Origin of the sequence: Oerskovia paurometabola (assembly GCF_016907365.1) — a bacterium.
Lineage (GTDB): Bacteria > Actinomycetota > Actinomycetes > Actinomycetales > Cellulomonadaceae > Oerskovia > Oerskovia paurometabola.
The window spans coordinates 1,461,998-1,479,434 of the sequence record NZ_JAFBBV010000001.1 but is presented as its reverse complement, the minus strand read 5'-3'; the positions used below and the strand labels follow the sequence as shown (position 1 = coordinate 1,479,434).

The window sequence follows — 17,437 nt, the reverse complement described above, 5'->3', positions numbered from 1 at the left end:
GCGGCGGCCCGCCGTCGTGTCCAGGGACCTCGTCGGAGCACGTCCCGCAGGTCGGGTCTAGCGTGGGTCCATGGAACCTCGCGTCAGTCTGATCACCCTCGGGGTGCGCGACGTCGCCCGGGCGCGCGCCTTCTACGTCGACGGCCTGGGCTGGGAGCCGGTCAACGAGGTGCCGGGCGAGGTCGTCTTCCTCCAGGTCGGCCACGGCCTGCTGCTCTCCCTGTGGCGCCGCGCCGACCTCCTCGAAGAGGCCGGTCCTGGCGTCCACGAGGCCCACCACTCCCCTGAGCATTCGCCGGGGCACGTCGTACCCGTCGCGCTCGCGCACAACGTCGGTTCCCCCGCGGAGGTGGACGACGTCCTGGCGAGCGCGCTCGCCGCAGGAGGCTCCGTCGTCGTGCACGCGCAGGTGCGCGTGTGGGGTGGGTACTCGGGGTACTTCGCGGACCCGGACGGGTTCCGCTGGGAGGTCGCGCACAACCCGGGCCTCGTGGTGTCCGACGACGGACGGGTCACCTTCGTCGCGCCGGAACCCGACCCCGGGGCCTGGTAGGACCCGGTCGCCTCACGGGGTCCAGTCGACGTCCACGACCTCGTTCCACCCGATGCCCGCCGCGGTCCAGCGTGGGGACACCTGGACGAGCCGGTCGCGGAAGTCCGGGTAGCTGCGGTCGGCCTGGTCGGACCACGCGACCTCGGCCGTCGCGGGCAGGCGCGGGAAGAGCATGAAGTCGGCGTACTGGTCGACGGGCACGAACTCGTCGAGGCTCTCGGGGGTCTTCATGAGGCTGTCCGGGTAGGAGCGGTCGGACCACAGCAGCACCTCGACACCGGCCATGTCGGACTCGTCGGCCAGGACACTCCTCCCGTCCGGCGAGGTGAGCTCGGTCGCGGGGTCCCAGCCGTACGCCTCCTCGAGCGTGATCTGCGCGGCCCACTCCAGGCCGTACGGGGTGTCCTGGTCGTACTTCATGTCGAGGTAGGTCCGGTCCGCCGGGGACATGATGAGCCGCGCGCCCAGGTCGAGGGCGTCCTGCACGTCGACCAGGTCGGCGTTCGTCGCCTCCCCGCCGATGACCGGGCGCAGCCGCTCCCCCACGCCCCAGTACTGGACGAGCGTGCCCGGCGGCAGCGCCTCGGCAGCACCCCACTGGTGCCAGCCGATCACGGTCTTGCCGTGGCCGGTCGCGATCTCGTTCGCGGCCTCGGCGTAGTTCTCGTACCAGCCGGGCGGGCTGGGGGCCTCGTCGCCGCCCAGGTGCAGGTACGGTCCGGGGTTCTGCCCCGCGACGGACGCGAGGACGGTCTGGAGGAACGCCCGGACGTTGCCCATGTTCTCCTCGCTCGAGCAGACCACGGGGTTGTTGACCTCGGGGCCCCAGTACTGCGCCGTGGGGACGCCGTCGCACGTCAGCGAGCCGAGCGACGCCTGGGCCGCGAGCGTGTGGCCGGGCCCGTCGATCTCCGGGATGACCGTCACGAACTTCTCGCCCGCGTACGCGACGATCTCCGCGTACTCCTCGGCGGTGTAGTACCAGCGTTCACCCTCTCCGCTGCCCGGCTCCCACCACTCCTGCGTCGTGGAGCCGATCTCGGTGAGCTCGGGCAGGGCGTCGACGGCGATGCGCCACCCCTGGTCGTCCGTGAGGTGCAGATGCAGAGCGTTGAGCTTGTAGGTCGAGGCGTGGTCGATGAAGCGCTTGACGGACTCGACCGGGTAGAAGCGGCGGGCCACGTCGAGCATCGCGCCACGGTAGGCGAAGCGGGGCTCGTCGGTGATCGTGACGGCCGGGGCGGTCCAGCCGCCTGCGGGGGCGTCCTGGACGGTGGTCGACTCGATCTCCGGCGGGAAGAGCTGGCGCAGCGTCTGGACACCGCGGAACAGGCCGGGGGGCGCGGCCGCCGTCAGGACGATCTGGTCGTCGTCGACCGTGAGCTCGTACGCCTCGACCGCCGGGTCGTCGAGCAGGCCGTCCCGGTCCCAGGCGACCTCGGTGTCCGGGACGAGCTCGAGCCGGATCTCGCCCGCCGCCCCATCGACAGCCGGGCCGAGCGGCAGGTCGAAGCCCGTCGCCGTCCCGAGGTACTCGGCGAGCTCCTCCCCGACGTGGTGGACGTCAGGGGCCAGGTACTCAGGGGTGACCAGGGCGATCGTCGAGTCCGCGGTGAGGACGAATCCCTCGCCCCCGTCGAGGCTCACGTCGGTGGGCACGGGGACGAGCCCCAGGCCGAGCGACGGGACAGTGCTCTCCTCGGCCGTGCAGGCCGTGAGCAGCGTCGCGGTGAGGATCGTGGAGAGGAACCCTGCGGCCAGGGCGGCGGGTCGACGGCGACCTGGCGAGTTCATCAGCACTCCTTCGTCACTCACGACCGGGGACGGCCACGCCGTCTCCTGGCGACCACCCTAGGGGCGACCAGGGGCGCGGCCACGTGGGTCAGCCGTCTCGATGAGGTAACGAATCCGGTGGGATCGGTCCCATGATGTCCGGCAGGCCGTACCGCTGCTGGAGCCGGCCCCGCCGCCCGACAGCACGACGCCCGCGAGACCGGGTGGTCTCGCGGGCGTGCCGACGAGAGGCGGCTAGTTCGCCATCTGCACGAACGCCGTGACGGCGTCCGCGACGAGCTGCACCGCGATCGCCGCGAGGAGCAGGCCCGCGATGCGGGTCACGAGGATCGTGCCCGAGTCGCCCAGGACGCGGTGGATGACGTTCGCGAAGCGCATCGCCAGGAACAGCGTGAGGTGCACGGCGACGACGCCGGCCGCGATCGCCACCCAGTCCGCGGCGGACCCGTCGGCACGCTGGACGAAGACCATGGTTGCGACGATCGCACCGGGCCCGGCCAGGAGCGGCGTGCCGAGCGGGACCAGGGCGACGTTGACGCCCTTGTTGCCCGACGGCGTCGGCTCCTCCATCTTGCCCGTCAGCAGCTCCATCGCGACCAGCAGGAGCAGGAGGCCGCCGGACGCCTTGAGCGCCGGGAGCGAGATGCCCATGTAGTTGAGGATCTGCTGGCCGAAGACCGCGAACGACACGATCACGCCGAACGCGACGAGGATCGCCGTCCGGGCGGCCTGGTTGCGTTGCTTGGCGCCCATGGCGCTGGTCAGTCCCAGGAAGATGGGGACCGTCCCGGGAGGGTCCATGATCACGAACAGCGTGATGAACACCTCGGTGAAGAGGCGCAGGTCCATGATGTCGTTCACGACACCACCGCCCGCGCCGTCATCGGATCACGTCCAACGTGCCTAGCTCCTCGATCGTCTCCAGCACTCGTGGTGCTGTCGTGTTCTCGCCGAGCCGGTTCGGTTTGCCGGCCCCGTGGTAGTCGCTCGAACCCGTCACGAGGAGGCCCAGGGTGTGGGCGATGTCCTCGAGGCGGGCAACCTGCTGTGTGCTGTGGTCGCGGTGGTGCACCTCGAGCCCCAGCAGTCCTGCGTCGGCCATCTGCTCGATGACCACGTCCGGCACCACGCGTCCTCGTCCGTCGGCGCCCGGGTGGGCGAAGACGGGCACGCCGCCCGCCGCGCGCACCGCGCGCACGGCGTCCAGGACGTCGGGTGCGTAGTGCGGCACGTAGTAGCCGGTGCCGGGGTGCAGGATCGTGGCGAATGCCGCCGAGCGGTCGCTGACGTGGCCCGTGGCCACCAGGGCGTCCGCGATGTGCGGCCGCCCGATCGTGGTCCCCTCCTGCGTCTGCGACAGGACATCTTCCCACGTGAGCGGGTAGTCCTCGCCGATCCGCTCGACCATGCGCCGGGCGCGCGAGACGCGGTCCTCGCGCGTCCGCTCGGTCTCGGCCAGCAGGTCGGGGTGGGTGGGGTCGTGCAGGTAGCTCAGGAGGTGCACGGAGACGTGTCCCGCGCGGGCCGAGATCTCCGCGCCGCGCACCAGGGCGATGCCGTGCTGCTGGGCGGACTCGGCGGCGTCGGCCCAGCCGGCGGTCGTGTCGTGGTCGGTCAGGGCGACGACGTCGAGCCCTGCGGCGGCTGCGTCCGCCACGACGTGGGCCGGAGCATCGGTCCCGTCGGACGCCGTGGAGTGGGTGTGGAGGTCGATGCGCACCGTCTCAGGATAGTGAGGGTGCGCGTCGCGGCCCGCCGAGGCAGGCCCGACGGCGCCGCTCACGGCACGCGCCCTCTCGCCCGGGCGGGGCGAGAGGGCGCCACAGGTCAGAGGCCGGTCATCTTCTGCATGGCCTCGTTGTAGCGGGCACCGGCGACGCCGAGGCGGGCCGCCGCCTCCCCGAGGGACGAGAGGTCGGCCGCGGAGAGGTCGAGCGTGGTCGCACCGAGGTTCTCCTCGATGCGGGACAGCCTCCGGGTGCCCGGGATCGGGACGAGGTCCGGGCGCTGGGCGAGCAGCCAGGCGAGGGCGACCTGGGCGGGCGTCGCCCGGTGGACTGCCGCGACCTCGGTGACGAGGTCGACGAGCGCCTGGTTCGCGGCCCGGTTCTCCTCGGTGAAGCGCGGGATGAGGGTGCGGACGTCCCCCGGGGTGAACTCGGTCGAGGCGTTCACGGTGCCCGTGAGGAAGCCCTTGCCGAGCGGGCTGAACGGCACGAGCGAGATGCCGAGCTCGTCGAGGGCCGGCAGGATCTCGTGCTCGATCTCCCGGGTCCACAGCGAGTACTCGCTCTGCAGCGCGGTCACGGGATGGACGGCGTGGGCGCGGCGGATGGTGCCGGCGCCGGCCTCGGAGAGTCCGAAGTGGGCTACCTTGCCCTCGGCGACGAGCTCGGCCACCGTGCCCGCGACCTCCTCGATGGGCACCTCCGGGTCGACGCGGTGCTGGTAGAACAGGTCGATCCGGTCGGTACGCAGCCGCCGGAGCGACGCGTCGGCGACGCGACGGATCTGCTCGGGGCGGCTGTCCACACCGACCGACCTCCCGTCGCGGATGTCGAAGCCGAACTTCGTCGCGAGGACCACCTGGTCACGCAGCGGTTCGAGTGCCTCGCCCACGAGCTCCTCGTTGACGTACGGGCCGTACACCTCGGCGGTGTCGAAGAACGTGACACCGCGCTCGACCGCCCCGCGCAGCACCGCGATCATCTCGGCGCGGTCTCCCGGGTTGGGTCCGTAGCTCTGGCTCATGCCCATGCATCCCAGCCCGAGGGCCGAGACCTCGAGCCCTCGTCCGAGCGTCCGTGTCTCCATGTGCGCCTCCTGTGATGTCGTGCCGGTCGCGGTTGCGACGGGCGGCGCCTCACGCGCGCCGCTTCGTCGACGTCCCACAGCCGACGCTACGTCCGCCGCGCCGCCGCGGGCAGGGCCCAGCGGTACCTCTCTCGTCAGGGCACCCCTCGGTGGCCGACCGTCCCCGAGTCCCGCACAGGACGTTCACGCGAGACCCGCCGGGCTTTCGCAGTGCTCCCAGGTGCCCCTGGCAGCATCCGAAGAGATGCGTAAGAGCCAGCCCGCCCTCCGGGCCACCGCCGTCCCGTCCGCCCCGTCGATCGACCTCCTCCCGAGCCTCGCGCAGGCGTCAGCGGCGGGTTCCCCTGCCGCCGTCGTGTTCGTGCACGGGGTGCGCACGTCGAACACGATCTGGGGCCGTCAGCTCGCCCACGTGCGCGACGCGGGCCACCTCGCGGTCGCGGTCGACCTGCCGGGGCACGGCGAGCGGAGCGGCGAGCGGTTCACGCTCGAGCGGGCCTTCGAGATCCTGGACGACGCCGTCGCGTCCTTCCCCGACGACGTCCCGGTCGTCGTGGTGGGCATGTCGCTCGGCGGCTACACGTCGCTCGCGTACGCGGCGAGCCACCCCGAGCGGCTGGCCGGCGTCGTGGCGTGCGCGTGCAGCGCCGACCCGCGCGGCAAGCCCGTCGCCCTGTTCCGCGAGGCCGCGGCCCTCGTGGACACCGCGGGCAGCGCGACCCGCCGTGCCCTGGGGCGTGTGCAGGACGTGCTGCGCGCCGGACGCTCGCTGCCCGGCGGCGTGCGAGCCTCGGCACAGCTCACGGGTGCCGGGTCGTTCGCGGACCCGCAGCTCCCCGGCCGGCCCGCGTGGCAGGTCGTGACCGACGTGCTGCACGAGCTCGCGGGCCGCTCCTCGCGCGCGGACCTGCGCGCCGCGAAGGTTCCGGTGTGGCTCATCAACGGGCAGCGGGACCACCTGCGTCTCGACGAGAAGCGCTACCTCGACACGGCCCCGGGCACCGCGCTCGTGGTCGTGCCGCGGGCCGGCCACGACGTGAACCTGGACGCCCCCGACGCCTTCAACGCCGCGCTGACCCGAGCGCTCGGCGATCTCACGAGCCGCTGGTCCCCTGTCCGTCGCGGCGAGCTCGCCGCGGCCTGACGCTTCCGGGCAGCGGCCCCGTTCGACGGTCCCGGGCAGCGGGCTCGGCTCGGAGGGGCCCGGGCAGCAGACTCGGCTGCGGAGCGCGTGTCGTGCCGCGCCGGCCCCTCGGTGAGCCTCGCGCTCGGGTGGGCCGGCGCCGTCGGGCAGGGGGCCACGCGTCGTGGCGACCGGAGGGCGGAGCGCCCCCGACCGGCCGGACAATGACGCCCAGCACGCGCGTATTGTCGCTACACAATTTGAAGTCTGCCACTTGAAGAGCACCTTTTGTGTGTTGACGACAGAACTTTCGTCTATCTGTTGACATAGCCCGAACCGTGCGTTCTGATGATTGACAGTTGCTCCTGGAAATCACCGGGGGACCCGGATCTCCTGCTCGGGGCAGGTCGGAGACCCGGACCGACGGTCGGCGCGCACGCATCGTCGCGTGCACCGGCTCGGCCACCCGTGGCCACCGACCTCGCCCCGTGACACGGGTTCCCACCGATCGATCGGTGTGCGCCCCTGTCGCTGACGTCCGGCGAGCGCGGCCTGTCGCGCACGCGGGACCGACACCCCGCTCCGGGGCCGCTGCCCCGGGGTCCGTCGACCGAGAGACGTGGCGTGACGCGCCGCGGCGCGCCGTCGCGCCGCACGGGCTCGCCGTCCGCGTCCGGAAGGACATCCATGAGCGACCCGACGACCGAGCTCCTGCCCGCGAACCCCCTGTCCAGGCGATCGCTGCTCCTCGGAGCAGGCGTGCTCGCAGCGGCGCCCGTCGCCGCGTACGTGCTCGGCCCGGGCGGCGCCGTCGCCGCCGCTCCGGCAGCCGCGGCCACAGCCACGCCGAGCGCGACCGTGCGGCGGATCACGATGTACGCCGAACGCATCGCGGACGGCCTGGTCGGCTACGGGCTCGCACCGGGCGCGGCGACCGTCCCCGGTCCGGTCCTCGAGATGTGGGAGGGCGAGACGCTCGAGATCACGCTCGTGAACACGACCGACCAGCGCCTGTCCATCCACCCGCACGGCGTCAACTACGACGTGAACAGTGACGGGAGCCCGTTCAACGACTCGTTCAACGAACCCGGCGAGACACGCACCTACGTCTGGTCGACCGTGCCCATGGCCCGGGACCGCGGCATCTGGATGCCCGGGAGCGCGGGCTACTGGCACTACCACGACCATGCGTGGGGAGAGCACGGGACGCCCGGCGTGGCCGCAGGGCTCTACGGTGCGCTCGTCGTCCGCCGGGTGGGAGACGTGCTTCCCCAGAAGCAGTTCACGGTGGTCTTCAACGACATGCTCATCAACAACCTGGCCGCCCCCGACACCCCGATGTTCGAGGCGAAGCACGGTGAGCGGGTCGAGTTCATCTGCATCGGCCACGGCAACACCTTCCACACGTTCCACCTGCATGCGCACCGCTGGGCCAACAGCCGGACCGGGCTGCTCCAGGGCAGGGACGACCCGAGCCAGGTGGTCGACAACCGCGACCTCAACCCCGGTGACTCGTTCGGCTTCCAGGTCGTCGCCGGGCTGGGGGTCGGTCCGGGAGCCTGGATGTACCACTGCCACGTGCAGTTCCATGCCGACGGCGGGATGGCCGGGATCTTCCTGGTCCGCAACGCGGACGGCAGCATGCCGCCGGGCGCGCAGGAGTCGATCGACCGTTTCCGGGGGCACGGGGGGCACATGAGCGCCCCGAGCGCGCCAGCGGACCCCGCGGACCCCGCAGCTCCCGCAGACCCCGCAGCTCCCGCAGGTCCGGCGGGTCACGCCGGTCACTGAGGTCCGGCGACCCAGCAGCCCGGCTGACCAGAAGCGCTGTCCACCTGCTACCGGCCCGCCGCTTCTCCCCCGAACCACCACCGCTCGGCGCCCGGGTCCCCGGGCGCACCGCACCGATGACGAAGGAGTTGGAGAGTGCTTTCGAGACGAGCAACATCCCCCACCACAAGAGGCCGATCCCGGCCGCGAGCCCTGCGAACCATGGCCGTCGGGCTCACGAGCCTCGCGCTCGTCGCTGGTGCGACCATGGTCCCCGCCTCCGCCCAGGTGGATCCCACCACCGGGGTTCCGGCGTCGACGGTCCAGGCCTCCCCCGTGCAGGCGGCTCCTGCCCAGGCGGCCCCCGCCGGGACGGCCCCTGTCCGTGTCCTCGTGTTCCACGGAGCCCCGGACGTGCAGGACGACCCGGTCGTCGAGGCCACCCAAGCCTTCACCCAGCTCGGCGCCGAGCACGGGTTCGAGGTCGTCGCGTCGTCCGACCCCGCCGTGTTCAGCCAGGCCGCGCTCGGTGAGTACCGCGGGGTGGTCTTCCTGTCCGCCGAGGGCACCGAGTTCAGCGCTGCTCAGGAGGCGGCACTCAAGGACTACGTCAACGCCGGCGGTGGCTTCCTCGGCGTGCGCGACGCGGCGCGCGCCCACGAGGCCTCGCAGTGGTTCACGGGACTCGTCGGTACGCGCATCGCCGGCGCACAGCCCGACCCCGAGGACATCGCCGAGGTCACCGCGAGCGCCGACAACCCGCCGAACGAGGACGTCGGGAACCTGGTCGACGGCGACCCCGGCACCAAGTGGCTGGCGTTCGAGACCGCGGCGACGATCACGCTGCGGCTCGACGAGCCGGTCGCCCTGGCGCGCTACACGCTGACGTCGGCCAACGACTTCGACGGTCGTGACCCGAGGTCGTGGACGCTGCAGGGCTCCACCGACGGGCAGACGTGGCAGGACGTCGACGCGCGGAACGACGAGGACTTCCCGCAGCGCTTCCAGGGTCGGGACTTCGACGTCGAGAGCGACACCGCCTATGGCTGGTACCGCCTGAGGATCACGCAGAACCGGGGCGAGAGCTCCACCCAGCTGGCGGAGATCTCGCTCTTCGGGCCCGACGCCGTCGAGCAGCCCGAACCCGAGCTCCCCGTCGAGCAGCGCACGGTCGACCTCGTCGACCGCCAGCACCCCGCCACGGCTTCCCTGCCTCTCACGTGGGACCGCGAGGACAAGTGGCTGGGCTGGTCCGACAACCCCGCCGGCCAGGTGCACACGCTCGCACAGCTCGAGCCCGGACCGGGCGCAGGACCGACGACGTCTCCGTTCGAACCCGTGTCCTGGTGCCGCGACTACGACGGCGGCCGGTCGTTCTTCACCGGCATGGGCGGCACCGCGGGGAGCTGGACCGACGCATCCTTCCGCGAGCACCTGCTCGGTGCGCTGCAGTGGACGACCGGCGTCGTGCGGGGCGACTGCCAGGCGACGATCGCCTCGAACTACCGCGTCGAGCGCATCACGGCCCCGAACACGGCCGGCACGCTCGACCAGGTCGGCGAGCCGCACGGCCTGACGATCGCCCCTGACGGCACGGTCTTCTACGTCGGGCGCGGGGCGTGCCCGACCGGACCGGTCGTGAGCTGGGAGAACCCCGACGTGGGCCTCGGCTGCGGCACGATCCACGAGTGGGACCCCGACACCGGCGCCGTGAGCCTCCTCACGACGCTCGACGTCATGGGCAACCGGGGCAGCGGCAGCGAGCTCGTGAAGAACGAGGAGGGCCTGCTCGGCATCGTCCCCGACCCGGACTTCGCCCAGAACAGGTGGATCTACGTCTACTGGATGCCGCACGAGTCGATCGACCGTGAGAGCCGGGTCGGTCAGCGCACCGTCTCGCGGTTCACCTACGACCCCAAGGGCCCGAGCATCGACCAGAACACCCGTGTCGACCTGCTCGAGTGGGACACGCAGATCCACAGCTGCTGCCATGCGGGCGGTGGCATGGCGTTCGACGACGCGGGCAACCTCTACGTCGGCTCGGGCGACAGCAACTCGTCCGGGGGCTCGGGCGGCTACTCCGGGAACAACTGGACCCAGGAGTTCGGGGGCATCAGCTTCCAGGACGCGCGCCGCACGTCGGGCAGCACGAACGACCTCAACGGCAAGATCCTGCGGATCCACCCCGAGGACGACGGCACCTACACAGTCCCCGAGGGCAACCTCTTCCCCGCGGGCGAGTACCCGGCGGACAAGACCAGGCCGGAGATCTACGTCATGGGCGTGCGCAACATCTCGCGCCTGCAGATCGACCCCGACACCGACTGGCTGACGGCCGCCTGGGTCGGACCGGACGCGACCCTGCCCGACCCCGAGCTCGGCCCCGCGAAGTACGAGACGGCGACGATCATCACGTCCGCCGGCAACCAGGGCTGGCCCTACTGCATGGGGAACGGTCAGCCGTACCGCGACCGGAGCAACGAGGACGCGAGCGTGCTCGCGGGCTGGTACGACTGCGACAACCTCAAGAACACGTCGCCGCGCAACACCGGCCTCGTGGACATCCCGCCGGCACGCGACAACATGATCTGGTACTCCCCGAGCGGCGGCGGGCCGGTCTTCCCGGAGGGCGAGGACGGTATCCCGACCTACGTCGACGACGAGGCGACCTACACGATCCCGTGGCTGCGGGGCGGTGGTCAGGCCGTCATGTCCGGCCCGACCTACCGGACCTCGCAGGTCGACCCGAAGAGCGACGTCGCGTGGCCCTCGTACTGGGAGGGCAAGTGGTTGCTCGGTGACCAGTCCAACCCGAACAACCGCACCGCGGTGACGGTCGACCCGGAGACCGTGGGCGAGCAGGGGGCCCCGGCGTTCATGGAGGACCTGCGCCACATCATCCCGGGCGGTCGCGGCGACGAGCTGGTACAGAGCTGGATGGACGCGAAGTTCGGTCCCGACGGCGCGCTGTACCTGCTCGACTACGCCGGTGGCTTCTTCAGCCTCGACCCGAACCAGAAGCTCGTGCGCGTCACCTATCAGGGTGGGGCTCCCACCCCGGCCGTGACCGCGTCGGGGACGAGCGTCCAGGGTGACCCGCTCACGGTCGCCTTCTCCGGCGAGCGCTCCGGTGGCGTGTCCTACCACTGGGAGTTCGGCGACGGCACCACCTCGCGCGAGGCGAACCCGCGGCACACCTACGCACGGGTCGGCTCGCACGAGGCGACGCTCACGGTCACCTACGCCGACGGCACCACCGCCACGGCCACGGCCGACGCGACCAGCACCTGCACGATCCCGGACGACCGCGAGACGGTGTTCTTCGGGGAGGTCGACTCGGGGGTGGCGAACGCCGACCTGGGCGGCTGCACGATCAACGACCTGTTCCAGGACGAGAAGGAGTGGAAGAACCACAACCAGTTCCTGCAGCACGTCAAGGCCGTGGCGAAGGGTCTGGTCGACGACGGCCGCATCAAGGGCGCGGAGCGCCGGGACCTGGTCAACGCCGCGGCGCGCTCGCAGATCGGCGTGGAGCCCGGCGGGTACCGGACGATCTTCGACGGCACCGAGAAGTCGCTGTTCGACTGGGTCCAGCTGCCCGGTGGGAAGTTCGACCTGCGGGCCGACGGGTCGCTGCGATCGTCCGGGGGTCTGGGGATGCTCTGGTACGAGGCGGAGGAGCTCGGGGACTTCTCGGTCAAGCTGCTCTTCCGCGACGTCTCGCAGGGGGCCGCGTTCGCGAACAGCGGCGTCTTCACGCGGTTCCCCGACCCGACGGCACCCGGCGACGCCGAGTGCGCCGAGGGACAGTCCCCGGCGTGGGTGGCGATCTCGTGCGGTCACGAGATCCAGATCTACGACGGCCCGACGGGCGAGCCGCAGAAGACGGGCTCGGTCTACAACTTCGACCCCGTCGGTCGTGACGACGCCGGGCTCACCCCGAAGGGCGAGTGGAACGAGTACGAGATCCGGGTGGTCGGGCAGAAGTACACGATCATCCGCAACGACGTGGTCATCAACGAGTTCGAGAACACGCCGGGCCAGGAGTCCTCGCGTGCGGGCGACCCGCCGACGGACCTGCGTCAGTTCGACCGCGGGTTCATCGGGCTGCAGAACCACGGGAACGCGGACCTCATCGAGTTCCGTGACATCCGGGTGGCGGACCTGTAACACCCGGCCCGGTCGGCGGGGGCGGCGCACGCCGCCCCCGCCGACCGTCGCACGACCCCACCAACAGCTCTGCACATCGACGAGGAGTGCACACCCATGGAACGAAGAAGTTCACGAGCGCGCGGCGCACGACGGCTCATGGCCGCCGTGGTCGCCGGCCTCACCGCTGCCACGGTCGTCTCCGTCGCCCCGGCGACGGCCGTCCCACCCACCACGAGCCTGTCGTCCGCGACGACCGCGACGACGGTCGCGGCCGAGCAGGTGCTGACCTGGACCGGCGACAACAGCGTCACCGACTACAAGGCCTTCCCGGCGACGGCCACCGCCGGCAAGGCGACGATCGTGTTCGAGAACAGCATCGCGACCGGCAGCACGTTCGGCATGAGCCACACGCTGACCTTCGACACGTCGACTCCCGGCTACAACCACGACGTCACGCTCGACATCCTGGCGAGCCCGTTCGACGCGAGCGGCGGCAAGCACGTGGCCGAGGTCGTCCTGACCCCGGGCACCTACCGCTACTTCTGCGCGATCCCCGGCCACGGCGAGATGTGGGGCGAGCTCGTCGTGACTGACGGGGGCGGGGGCGGCGACGACACGACCGCGCCGTCGGTCGCTGCCGAGGTGACGGGCGAGCGCGACGGCGACGGCGCGTACCTCGGCGGCGCCACCGTCACGCTCGCTGCGACCGACGACGGCTCGGGCGTCGCCGGGGTCGAGTACGACCTCGACGGCGCGGGCTGGCGTGCCTACGACGCTCCGTTCGTCGTCGGCACGGTCGGCGAGCACTCCCTCCAGTTCCGCGCGACGGACGAGGCGGGCAACACCTCGGCCCCGCAGACGGCGACGTTCACGGTCGTGGAACGGGGCGGTGAGGAGGACACGGTCGCGCCGACCGTGACCGCCGAGGTCACGGGCCGGCAGGACGCCGCCGGGGCGTACGTCGGCTCCGCGACGGTGACCGTCGCGGCCCAGGACGAAGGGTCAGGCGTCTCCTCGATCGAGGTCGACGCGCACGGGGGGCACTGGATGCCCTACACCACGCCGGTCGCGATCACCGAGCCGGGCGAGCACACCGTCTCCTACCGCGCGACCGACGCGGCGGGCAACGTCTCCGAGGTCGGCAAGACGACGTTCACGGTCGTCGCGGGCGACGGCGAGCAGGACACGACCGCCCCGACCGTGACCGCGGAGGTCACGGGCGAGCAGGACGACGCGGGTGCGTTCGTCGGGTCCGCTACCGTCGCCCTCACGGCGACGGACGACGCCTCGGGCGTCGCGTCCGTCGAGTACGACCTCGACGGCGCGGGCTGGGCCCCGTACACGGGTCCGGTCGTCGTCACCGGGCCGGGCGAGCACCAGGTCGCGTTCCGTGCGACCGACACGGCGGGCAACGTGTCCGAAGACGGCGTCACGACGTTCACCGTCGCCGAGGACGGTGGCGGCCAGGACACGACCGCCCCGGCCGTCGTGGCCGAGGTCGGCGGCGAGCAGGACGGGACGGGCGCGTACGTCGGGTCCGCGGCCGTGACCCTCACCGCGACCGACGAGGGATCGGGCGTCGCGTCCGTCGAGTACGACCTCGACGGCGCAGGCTGGGCCCCGTACACAGGTCCGGTCGTCGTCACCGGGCCGGGCGAGCACACGCTCGTCCACCGCGCCACGGACGAGGCGGGCAACGTGTCCGAGGTCGCGTCCGTGACCTTCACGGTCGTGGGGGCGCAGCCCGGTGACACGGTCGCTCCGGTGGTCAGCGCCGACGTCTACGGCGCGAAGAACAGCGCCGGCGAGTACGTGGGCCGCGCGCTGGTCCGTCTCGCCGCGACCGACGAGGACTCGGGTGTCGCCACGATCGAGTACCAGGTCGACGGAGGGACCTGGTACCGGTACGCGTCGCAGGTCGCGGTGTCGACGCCGGGGCAGCACACCGTCGCCTTCCGGGCGAGCGACGTCGCGGGCAACACGTCGGCTGCGAAGAGCATCACGCTCGTCGTGGCGTCGACCGTGCCCGACGACACCGTCGCCCCCGAGGTGACGGCGACCCTCAGCGGGAGCCGGGACCTGCGCGGGGCCTTCCTCGGCACGGCGACGGTCACCCTCGTCGCGACCGACGAGGGCTCGGGCGTGGACCGGACCGAGCTCCAGGTCGACGGCGGGGTCTGGCAGCGCTACGCGGCGCCCGTCGTCATCGCCTCGGACGGGAACCACACCGTCTCCTACCGCGCGACCGACGCGGCGGGGAACGTCTCGAAGGCCAGGTCGGTGATCTTCACGATCGTCGTGCAGGGGCGTGACCGGTGCCCCGGCTCCGACGTGCGCCCGACGGTCGTCATCGACGGCAACGACAGCACCGTCACCAACGTGGACACCGGGGACGGCTGCACGATCAACGACCTCGTCGCCGAGGGCGCCGACTACCCGAACCACCGGACGTTCCTGCAGCACGTCAAGCAGGTGACACGGGACCTCGTCGACGACGGCGTCATCCGACCGGTCGAGCGGAGGCGGATCGTGGCAGCGGCCGAGCTGTCGGACATCGGGCGCTGACGAGGCAGATGCCCGTCGGGGACCGGAGGTGACCGGACAGGTGGTCTCGGAGTCGTCCGAGACCACCTGTCCTGCGCTCCCTGCTCCCCGGCCGGGGCGGGCCCGGCGCCCGAGGCCGAGCGCCGCCGTCGGGCCGCACGCCCCTTCCCCGGCACCGATGGGAGACTGGTACCCATGAGCAACGACACCACCCCTGTCAGCGCGCCGGCCGCGGAGTCCGAGCAGGAGATCGCCGCCCGGAACGACAACCGGTCGCACCGGCCCGACTCCGAGGCCTTCAAGGCGTTCATCACGAGCGGCTGGGCGCCGCGCGCGAGCAGCGACGTCGAGGCCGGCGTCGCCGCGCCGTACACCGCGGCCCGCCGCGCCGAGCTCTCGGCGGGCTTCCCCGGCGCGCGCCTCGTGATCCCCGCCGGGCCGCTCAAGGTCCGTTCGAACGACACCGACTACCGGTTCCGCCCGCACTCGGCGTTCGCGCACCTCACGGGCTTCGGCACCGACCAGGAGCCCGACGCGGTCCTCGTCCTGCACCCGGTCGAGCCCGGCACGGGCGACGACGGCTCGAACCACCACGCCGTCCTGTACGTGCGCCCCCTCGCGGCGCGCGACACCCAGGAGTTCTACGCCGACTCGCGCTACGGCGAGTTCTGGGTCGGCGCCCGCCCGAGCCTCGACGACGTCACCACCGTGACGGGCATCGAGGCCGCGCACATCGACGAGCTGCGCGACGCGCTCGCCAAGGACGTGGGCGAGCACGTCGTCCTGCTGGTCGTCACCGGGGCCGACGAGAACATCGAGGCCTTGGTCGAGGCCATCCGCCTCGAGAACGGCCAGACCGACGACGCCGCGGCGGACGCCACGCTCGTCGAGGCCGCCTCGGAGCTGCGCCTCGTCAAGGACACGCTCGAGATCGCGCACATGCGCGAGGCGGTCGACGCGACGATCGAGGGCTTCGCCGAGGTCGTGCGCAACCTTGCCCGCGCGACCGAGCACCGCCGCGGCGAGCGCGTCATCGAGACGACGTTCGACGCGCACGCCCGCCTCGAGGGCAACACGGTCGGGTACGAGACCATCGCGGCCGCGGGCGAGCACGCCACGACGCTGCACTGGATCCGCAACGACGGCCAGGTCCGCGCGGGCGAGCTCGTGCTGCTCGACGCGGGCGTCGAGGTCGACTCGCTCTACACGGCCGACGTCACGCGCACCCTGCCCGTCGACGGCACCTACACCGACGTCCAGCGCCGCATCTACACCGCGGTGCTCGACGCCGCCGACGCGGCCTTCGCGGTCGCCGTCCCGGGGGCCCGCTTCCGCGACATCCACGCCGCCGCGATGGAGGTCATCGCCGAGCGGCTCGCCGAGTGGGGCCTGCTGCCCGCGACGGCCGAGGAGTCCCTCGCGCCCGAGGGCCAGTTCCACCGCCGCTGGATGGTGCACGGCACGAGCCACCACCTGGGCCTCGACGTCCACGACTGCGCGCAGGCGCGCCGCGACCTGTACGTCGACGGCGTCCTGGAGCCCGGCATGGTCTTCACGATCGAGCCCGGCCTGTACTTCAAGAGCGACGACCTCACGGTCCCCGAGGAGTACCGCGGGATCGGCGTCCGTATCGAGGACGACGTCCTGATCACGCACGACGGCAACGAGAACCTCTCGGCAGCGCTCCCCCGCCGCCCCGAGGACATCGAGGCCTGGATGGCGTCGTTGCGCGACTGAGCACGACGCGTCGCGGCCCGACCGACGACGCACCAGCACGACCGCAGCACGACGAAGGCGGCGGTCCCGAGATGTTCTCGGGGCCGCCGCCTTCGTCGAGCCGGTGTCAGACGGCGCGCGCCACGACGAGCAGCTCGCCCGCGCCTTCTCCCACGGGTTCGCACGCCCACCCGCCGAAGACCTGCTCGACGGCGAACCCCGCCGCCTCGACGCTTCGGCGCACCTCGCCCTCGGGGCGGAACCGGAGCGTCGCGGTGCTCAGGAGCTCGTCCCCCTCGGGCATCTCGTAGCCGAGCGTGAAGTCGACGACGCCGTCGCGCTCACCCGTGATCTCGCACCAGGTCTGGACGACGCGCCCGTCGCTCAGGACGACCGGGTCGCGCTCGTCGGGCGTGTGCCACGTCTCCCACGCACGGTCGCGAGGGTCGCGGGTGTCGAACACGAGGATCCCGCCGGGGACGAGGGCCGCGCGGACGTCCGCGAGGACGCCCGCCCACTCGTCGTCGGCGACGAAGAACTGGGCGACGTGGCTCGTCATGAGGGCGACGTCGAACGCGCCTGCGGGCGCGTCGGGGGACGTCCCGTGGATCCAGGTCACGGCGTCGGCACCGGGTCGGCGCCCGGCCGCGTCGAGCGACGCGCCGGCGGGGTCGATGCCCGTCACGCGGTGCCCCGCGGCCGCCAGCGCCACGGTCAGCCGTCCTGTGCCGCACCCGAGGTCGAGCACGCGCGGGCCCGGGCCCTCGGTCGCGCGGGCGAGGAAGTAGTCGTCGTCCGGACCCCAGGTGTTCTGGGCGTCGTAGACCTCGACGAGGCGGGCCTCACGGAACTCGGCCTGGTGCGTGTCGGTGTGCATGCGGCCACGCTAACGGGCGCCTCGTGGGCGGTCACGAGATTTCCCCTCTTGTGTACGCCACACACAGTGCGTATGGTCTACACAGTGTAGGGAG

General features: G+C 72.1%; 11 protein-coding genes. 6 read left to right on the top strand and 5 right to left on the bottom strand.

The window, feature by feature from the left end; genetic code table 11:
* The first annotated feature begins 70 nt into the window (after window positions 1-70).
* The gene (locus JOD48_RS06580) at window positions 71-553 is read left to right on the top strand and encodes a VOC family protein (protein WP_204808160.1); all 483 of its coding nucleotides are present in this window, start codon (window positions 71-73) and stop codon (window positions 551-553) included.
* Window positions 554-565: 12 nt separating this feature from the next.
* On the opposite strand, the gene JOD48_RS06575 is transcribed toward JOD48_RS06580, so the two are convergent.
* The 4 genes from JOD48_RS06575 to JOD48_RS06560 all read right to left on the bottom strand — a co-directional run bounded on the left by JOD48_RS06575 (window position 566) and on the right by JOD48_RS06560 (window position 5,161).
* A complete protein-coding gene (locus JOD48_RS06575) occupies window positions 566-2,347 on the bottom strand; it encodes a beta-N-acetylhexosaminidase (protein WP_204808158.1) in 1,782 nt (593 codons plus the stop codon).
* 234 nt (window positions 2,348-2,581) lie between these two features.
* Window positions 2,582-3,208 carry a MarC family protein gene (locus tag JOD48_RS06570; RefSeq protein WP_191789373.1) on the bottom strand — a complete coding sequence of 209 codons (627 nt, stop codon included), beginning with the start codon at window positions 3,206-3,208 and terminating at the stop codon, window positions 2,582-2,584.
* Window positions 3,209-3,227: 19 nt separating this feature from the next.
* Entirely contained in the window at window positions 3,228-4,067 is an 840-nt protein-coding gene (locus JOD48_RS06565) for a PHP domain-containing protein (RefSeq protein WP_191789374.1), read from the bottom strand.
* Window positions 4,068-4,174: 107 nt separating this feature from the next.
* Complete coding sequence (locus tag JOD48_RS06560) at window positions 4,175-5,161, bottom strand: aldo/keto reductase (RefSeq protein WP_204808156.1); 987 nt, start codon at window positions 5,159-5,161, stop codon at window positions 4,175-4,177.
* A 244-nt stretch (window positions 5,162-5,405) separates the two neighbouring features.
* On the opposite strand from JOD48_RS06560, the gene JOD48_RS06555 reads away from it, so the two are divergent.
* The 5 genes from JOD48_RS06555 (at window position 5,406) to JOD48_RS06535 (ending at window position 16,487) form a co-directional block, all read left to right on the top strand.
* On the top strand, window positions 5,406-6,305 hold the full coding sequence (locus JOD48_RS06555) for an alpha/beta fold hydrolase (RefSeq protein WP_204808154.1): 900 nt from the start codon (window positions 5,406-5,408) through the stop codon (window positions 6,303-6,305).
* Between the two features lie 666 nt (window positions 6,306-6,971).
* Window positions 6,972-8,075, top strand: coding sequence for a multicopper oxidase domain-containing protein (locus JOD48_RS06550; RefSeq protein ID WP_204808152.1), 1,104 nt, complete (start codon window positions 6,972-6,974; stop codon window positions 8,073-8,075).
* A 201-nt stretch (window positions 8,076-8,276) separates the two neighbouring features.
* A complete protein-coding gene (locus tag JOD48_RS06545) occupies window positions 8,277-12,224 on the top strand; it encodes a ThuA domain-containing protein (RefSeq protein ID WP_239527341.1) in 3,948 nt (1,315 codons plus the stop codon).
* Window positions 12,225-12,320: 96 nt separating this feature from the next.
* The gene (locus JOD48_RS06540; RefSeq protein ID WP_204808150.1) at window positions 12,321-14,771 is read left to right on the top strand and encodes an OmpL47-type beta-barrel domain-containing protein; all 2,451 of its coding nucleotides are present in this window, start codon (window positions 12,321-12,323) and stop codon (window positions 14,769-14,771) included.
* A 174-nt stretch (window positions 14,772-14,945) separates the two neighbouring features.
* Window positions 14,946-16,487, top strand: a complete 1,542-nt coding sequence (locus tag JOD48_RS06535; protein ID WP_191789380.1) for an aminopeptidase P family protein — start codon at window positions 14,946-14,948, stop codon at window positions 16,485-16,487.
* A 106-nt stretch (window positions 16,488-16,593) separates the two neighbouring features.
* On the opposite strand, the gene JOD48_RS06530 is transcribed toward JOD48_RS06535, so the two are convergent.
* Window positions 16,594-17,343, bottom strand: a complete 750-nt coding sequence (locus JOD48_RS06530) for a class I SAM-dependent methyltransferase (protein ID WP_204808148.1) — start codon at window positions 17,341-17,343, stop codon at window positions 16,594-16,596.
* Between the last annotated feature and the right edge of the window lie 94 nt (window positions 17,344-17,437).

Excerpts from the sequence above, each read along its gene's own strand:
- JOD48_RS06580 (WP_204808160.1), top strand. The coding sequence starts at position 71 with ATGGAACCTCGCGTCAGTCTGATCACCCTCGGGGTGCGCGACGTCGCC.
- JOD48_RS06575 (WP_204808158.1), bottom strand. The coding sequence starts at position 2,347 with ATGAACTCGCCAGGTCGCCGTCGACCCGCCGCCCTGGCCGCAGGGTTC.
- JOD48_RS06560 (WP_204808156.1), bottom strand. The coding sequence starts at position 5,161 with ATGGAGACACGGACGCTCGGACGAGGGCTCGAGGTCTCGGCCCTCGGG.
- JOD48_RS06555 (WP_204808154.1), top strand. The coding sequence starts at position 5,406 with ATGCGTAAGAGCCAGCCCGCCCTCCGGGCCACCGCCGTCCCGTCCGCC.
- JOD48_RS06550 (WP_204808152.1), top strand. The coding sequence starts at position 6,972 with ATGAGCGACCCGACGACCGAGCTCCTGCCCGCGAACCCCCTGTCCAGG.
- JOD48_RS06545 (WP_239527341.1), top strand. The coding sequence starts at position 8,277 with ATGGCCGTCGGGCTCACGAGCCTCGCGCTCGTCGCTGGTGCGACCATG.
- JOD48_RS06540 (WP_204808150.1), top strand. The coding sequence starts at position 12,321 with ATGGAACGAAGAAGTTCACGAGCGCGCGGCGCACGACGGCTCATGGCC.
- JOD48_RS06535 (WP_191789380.1), top strand. The coding sequence starts at position 14,946 with ATGAGCAACGACACCACCCCTGTCAGCGCGCCGGCCGCGGAGTCCGAG.
- JOD48_RS06530 (WP_204808148.1), bottom strand. The coding sequence starts at position 17,343 with ATGCACACCGACACGCACCAGGCCGAGTTCCGTGAGGCCCGCCTCGTC.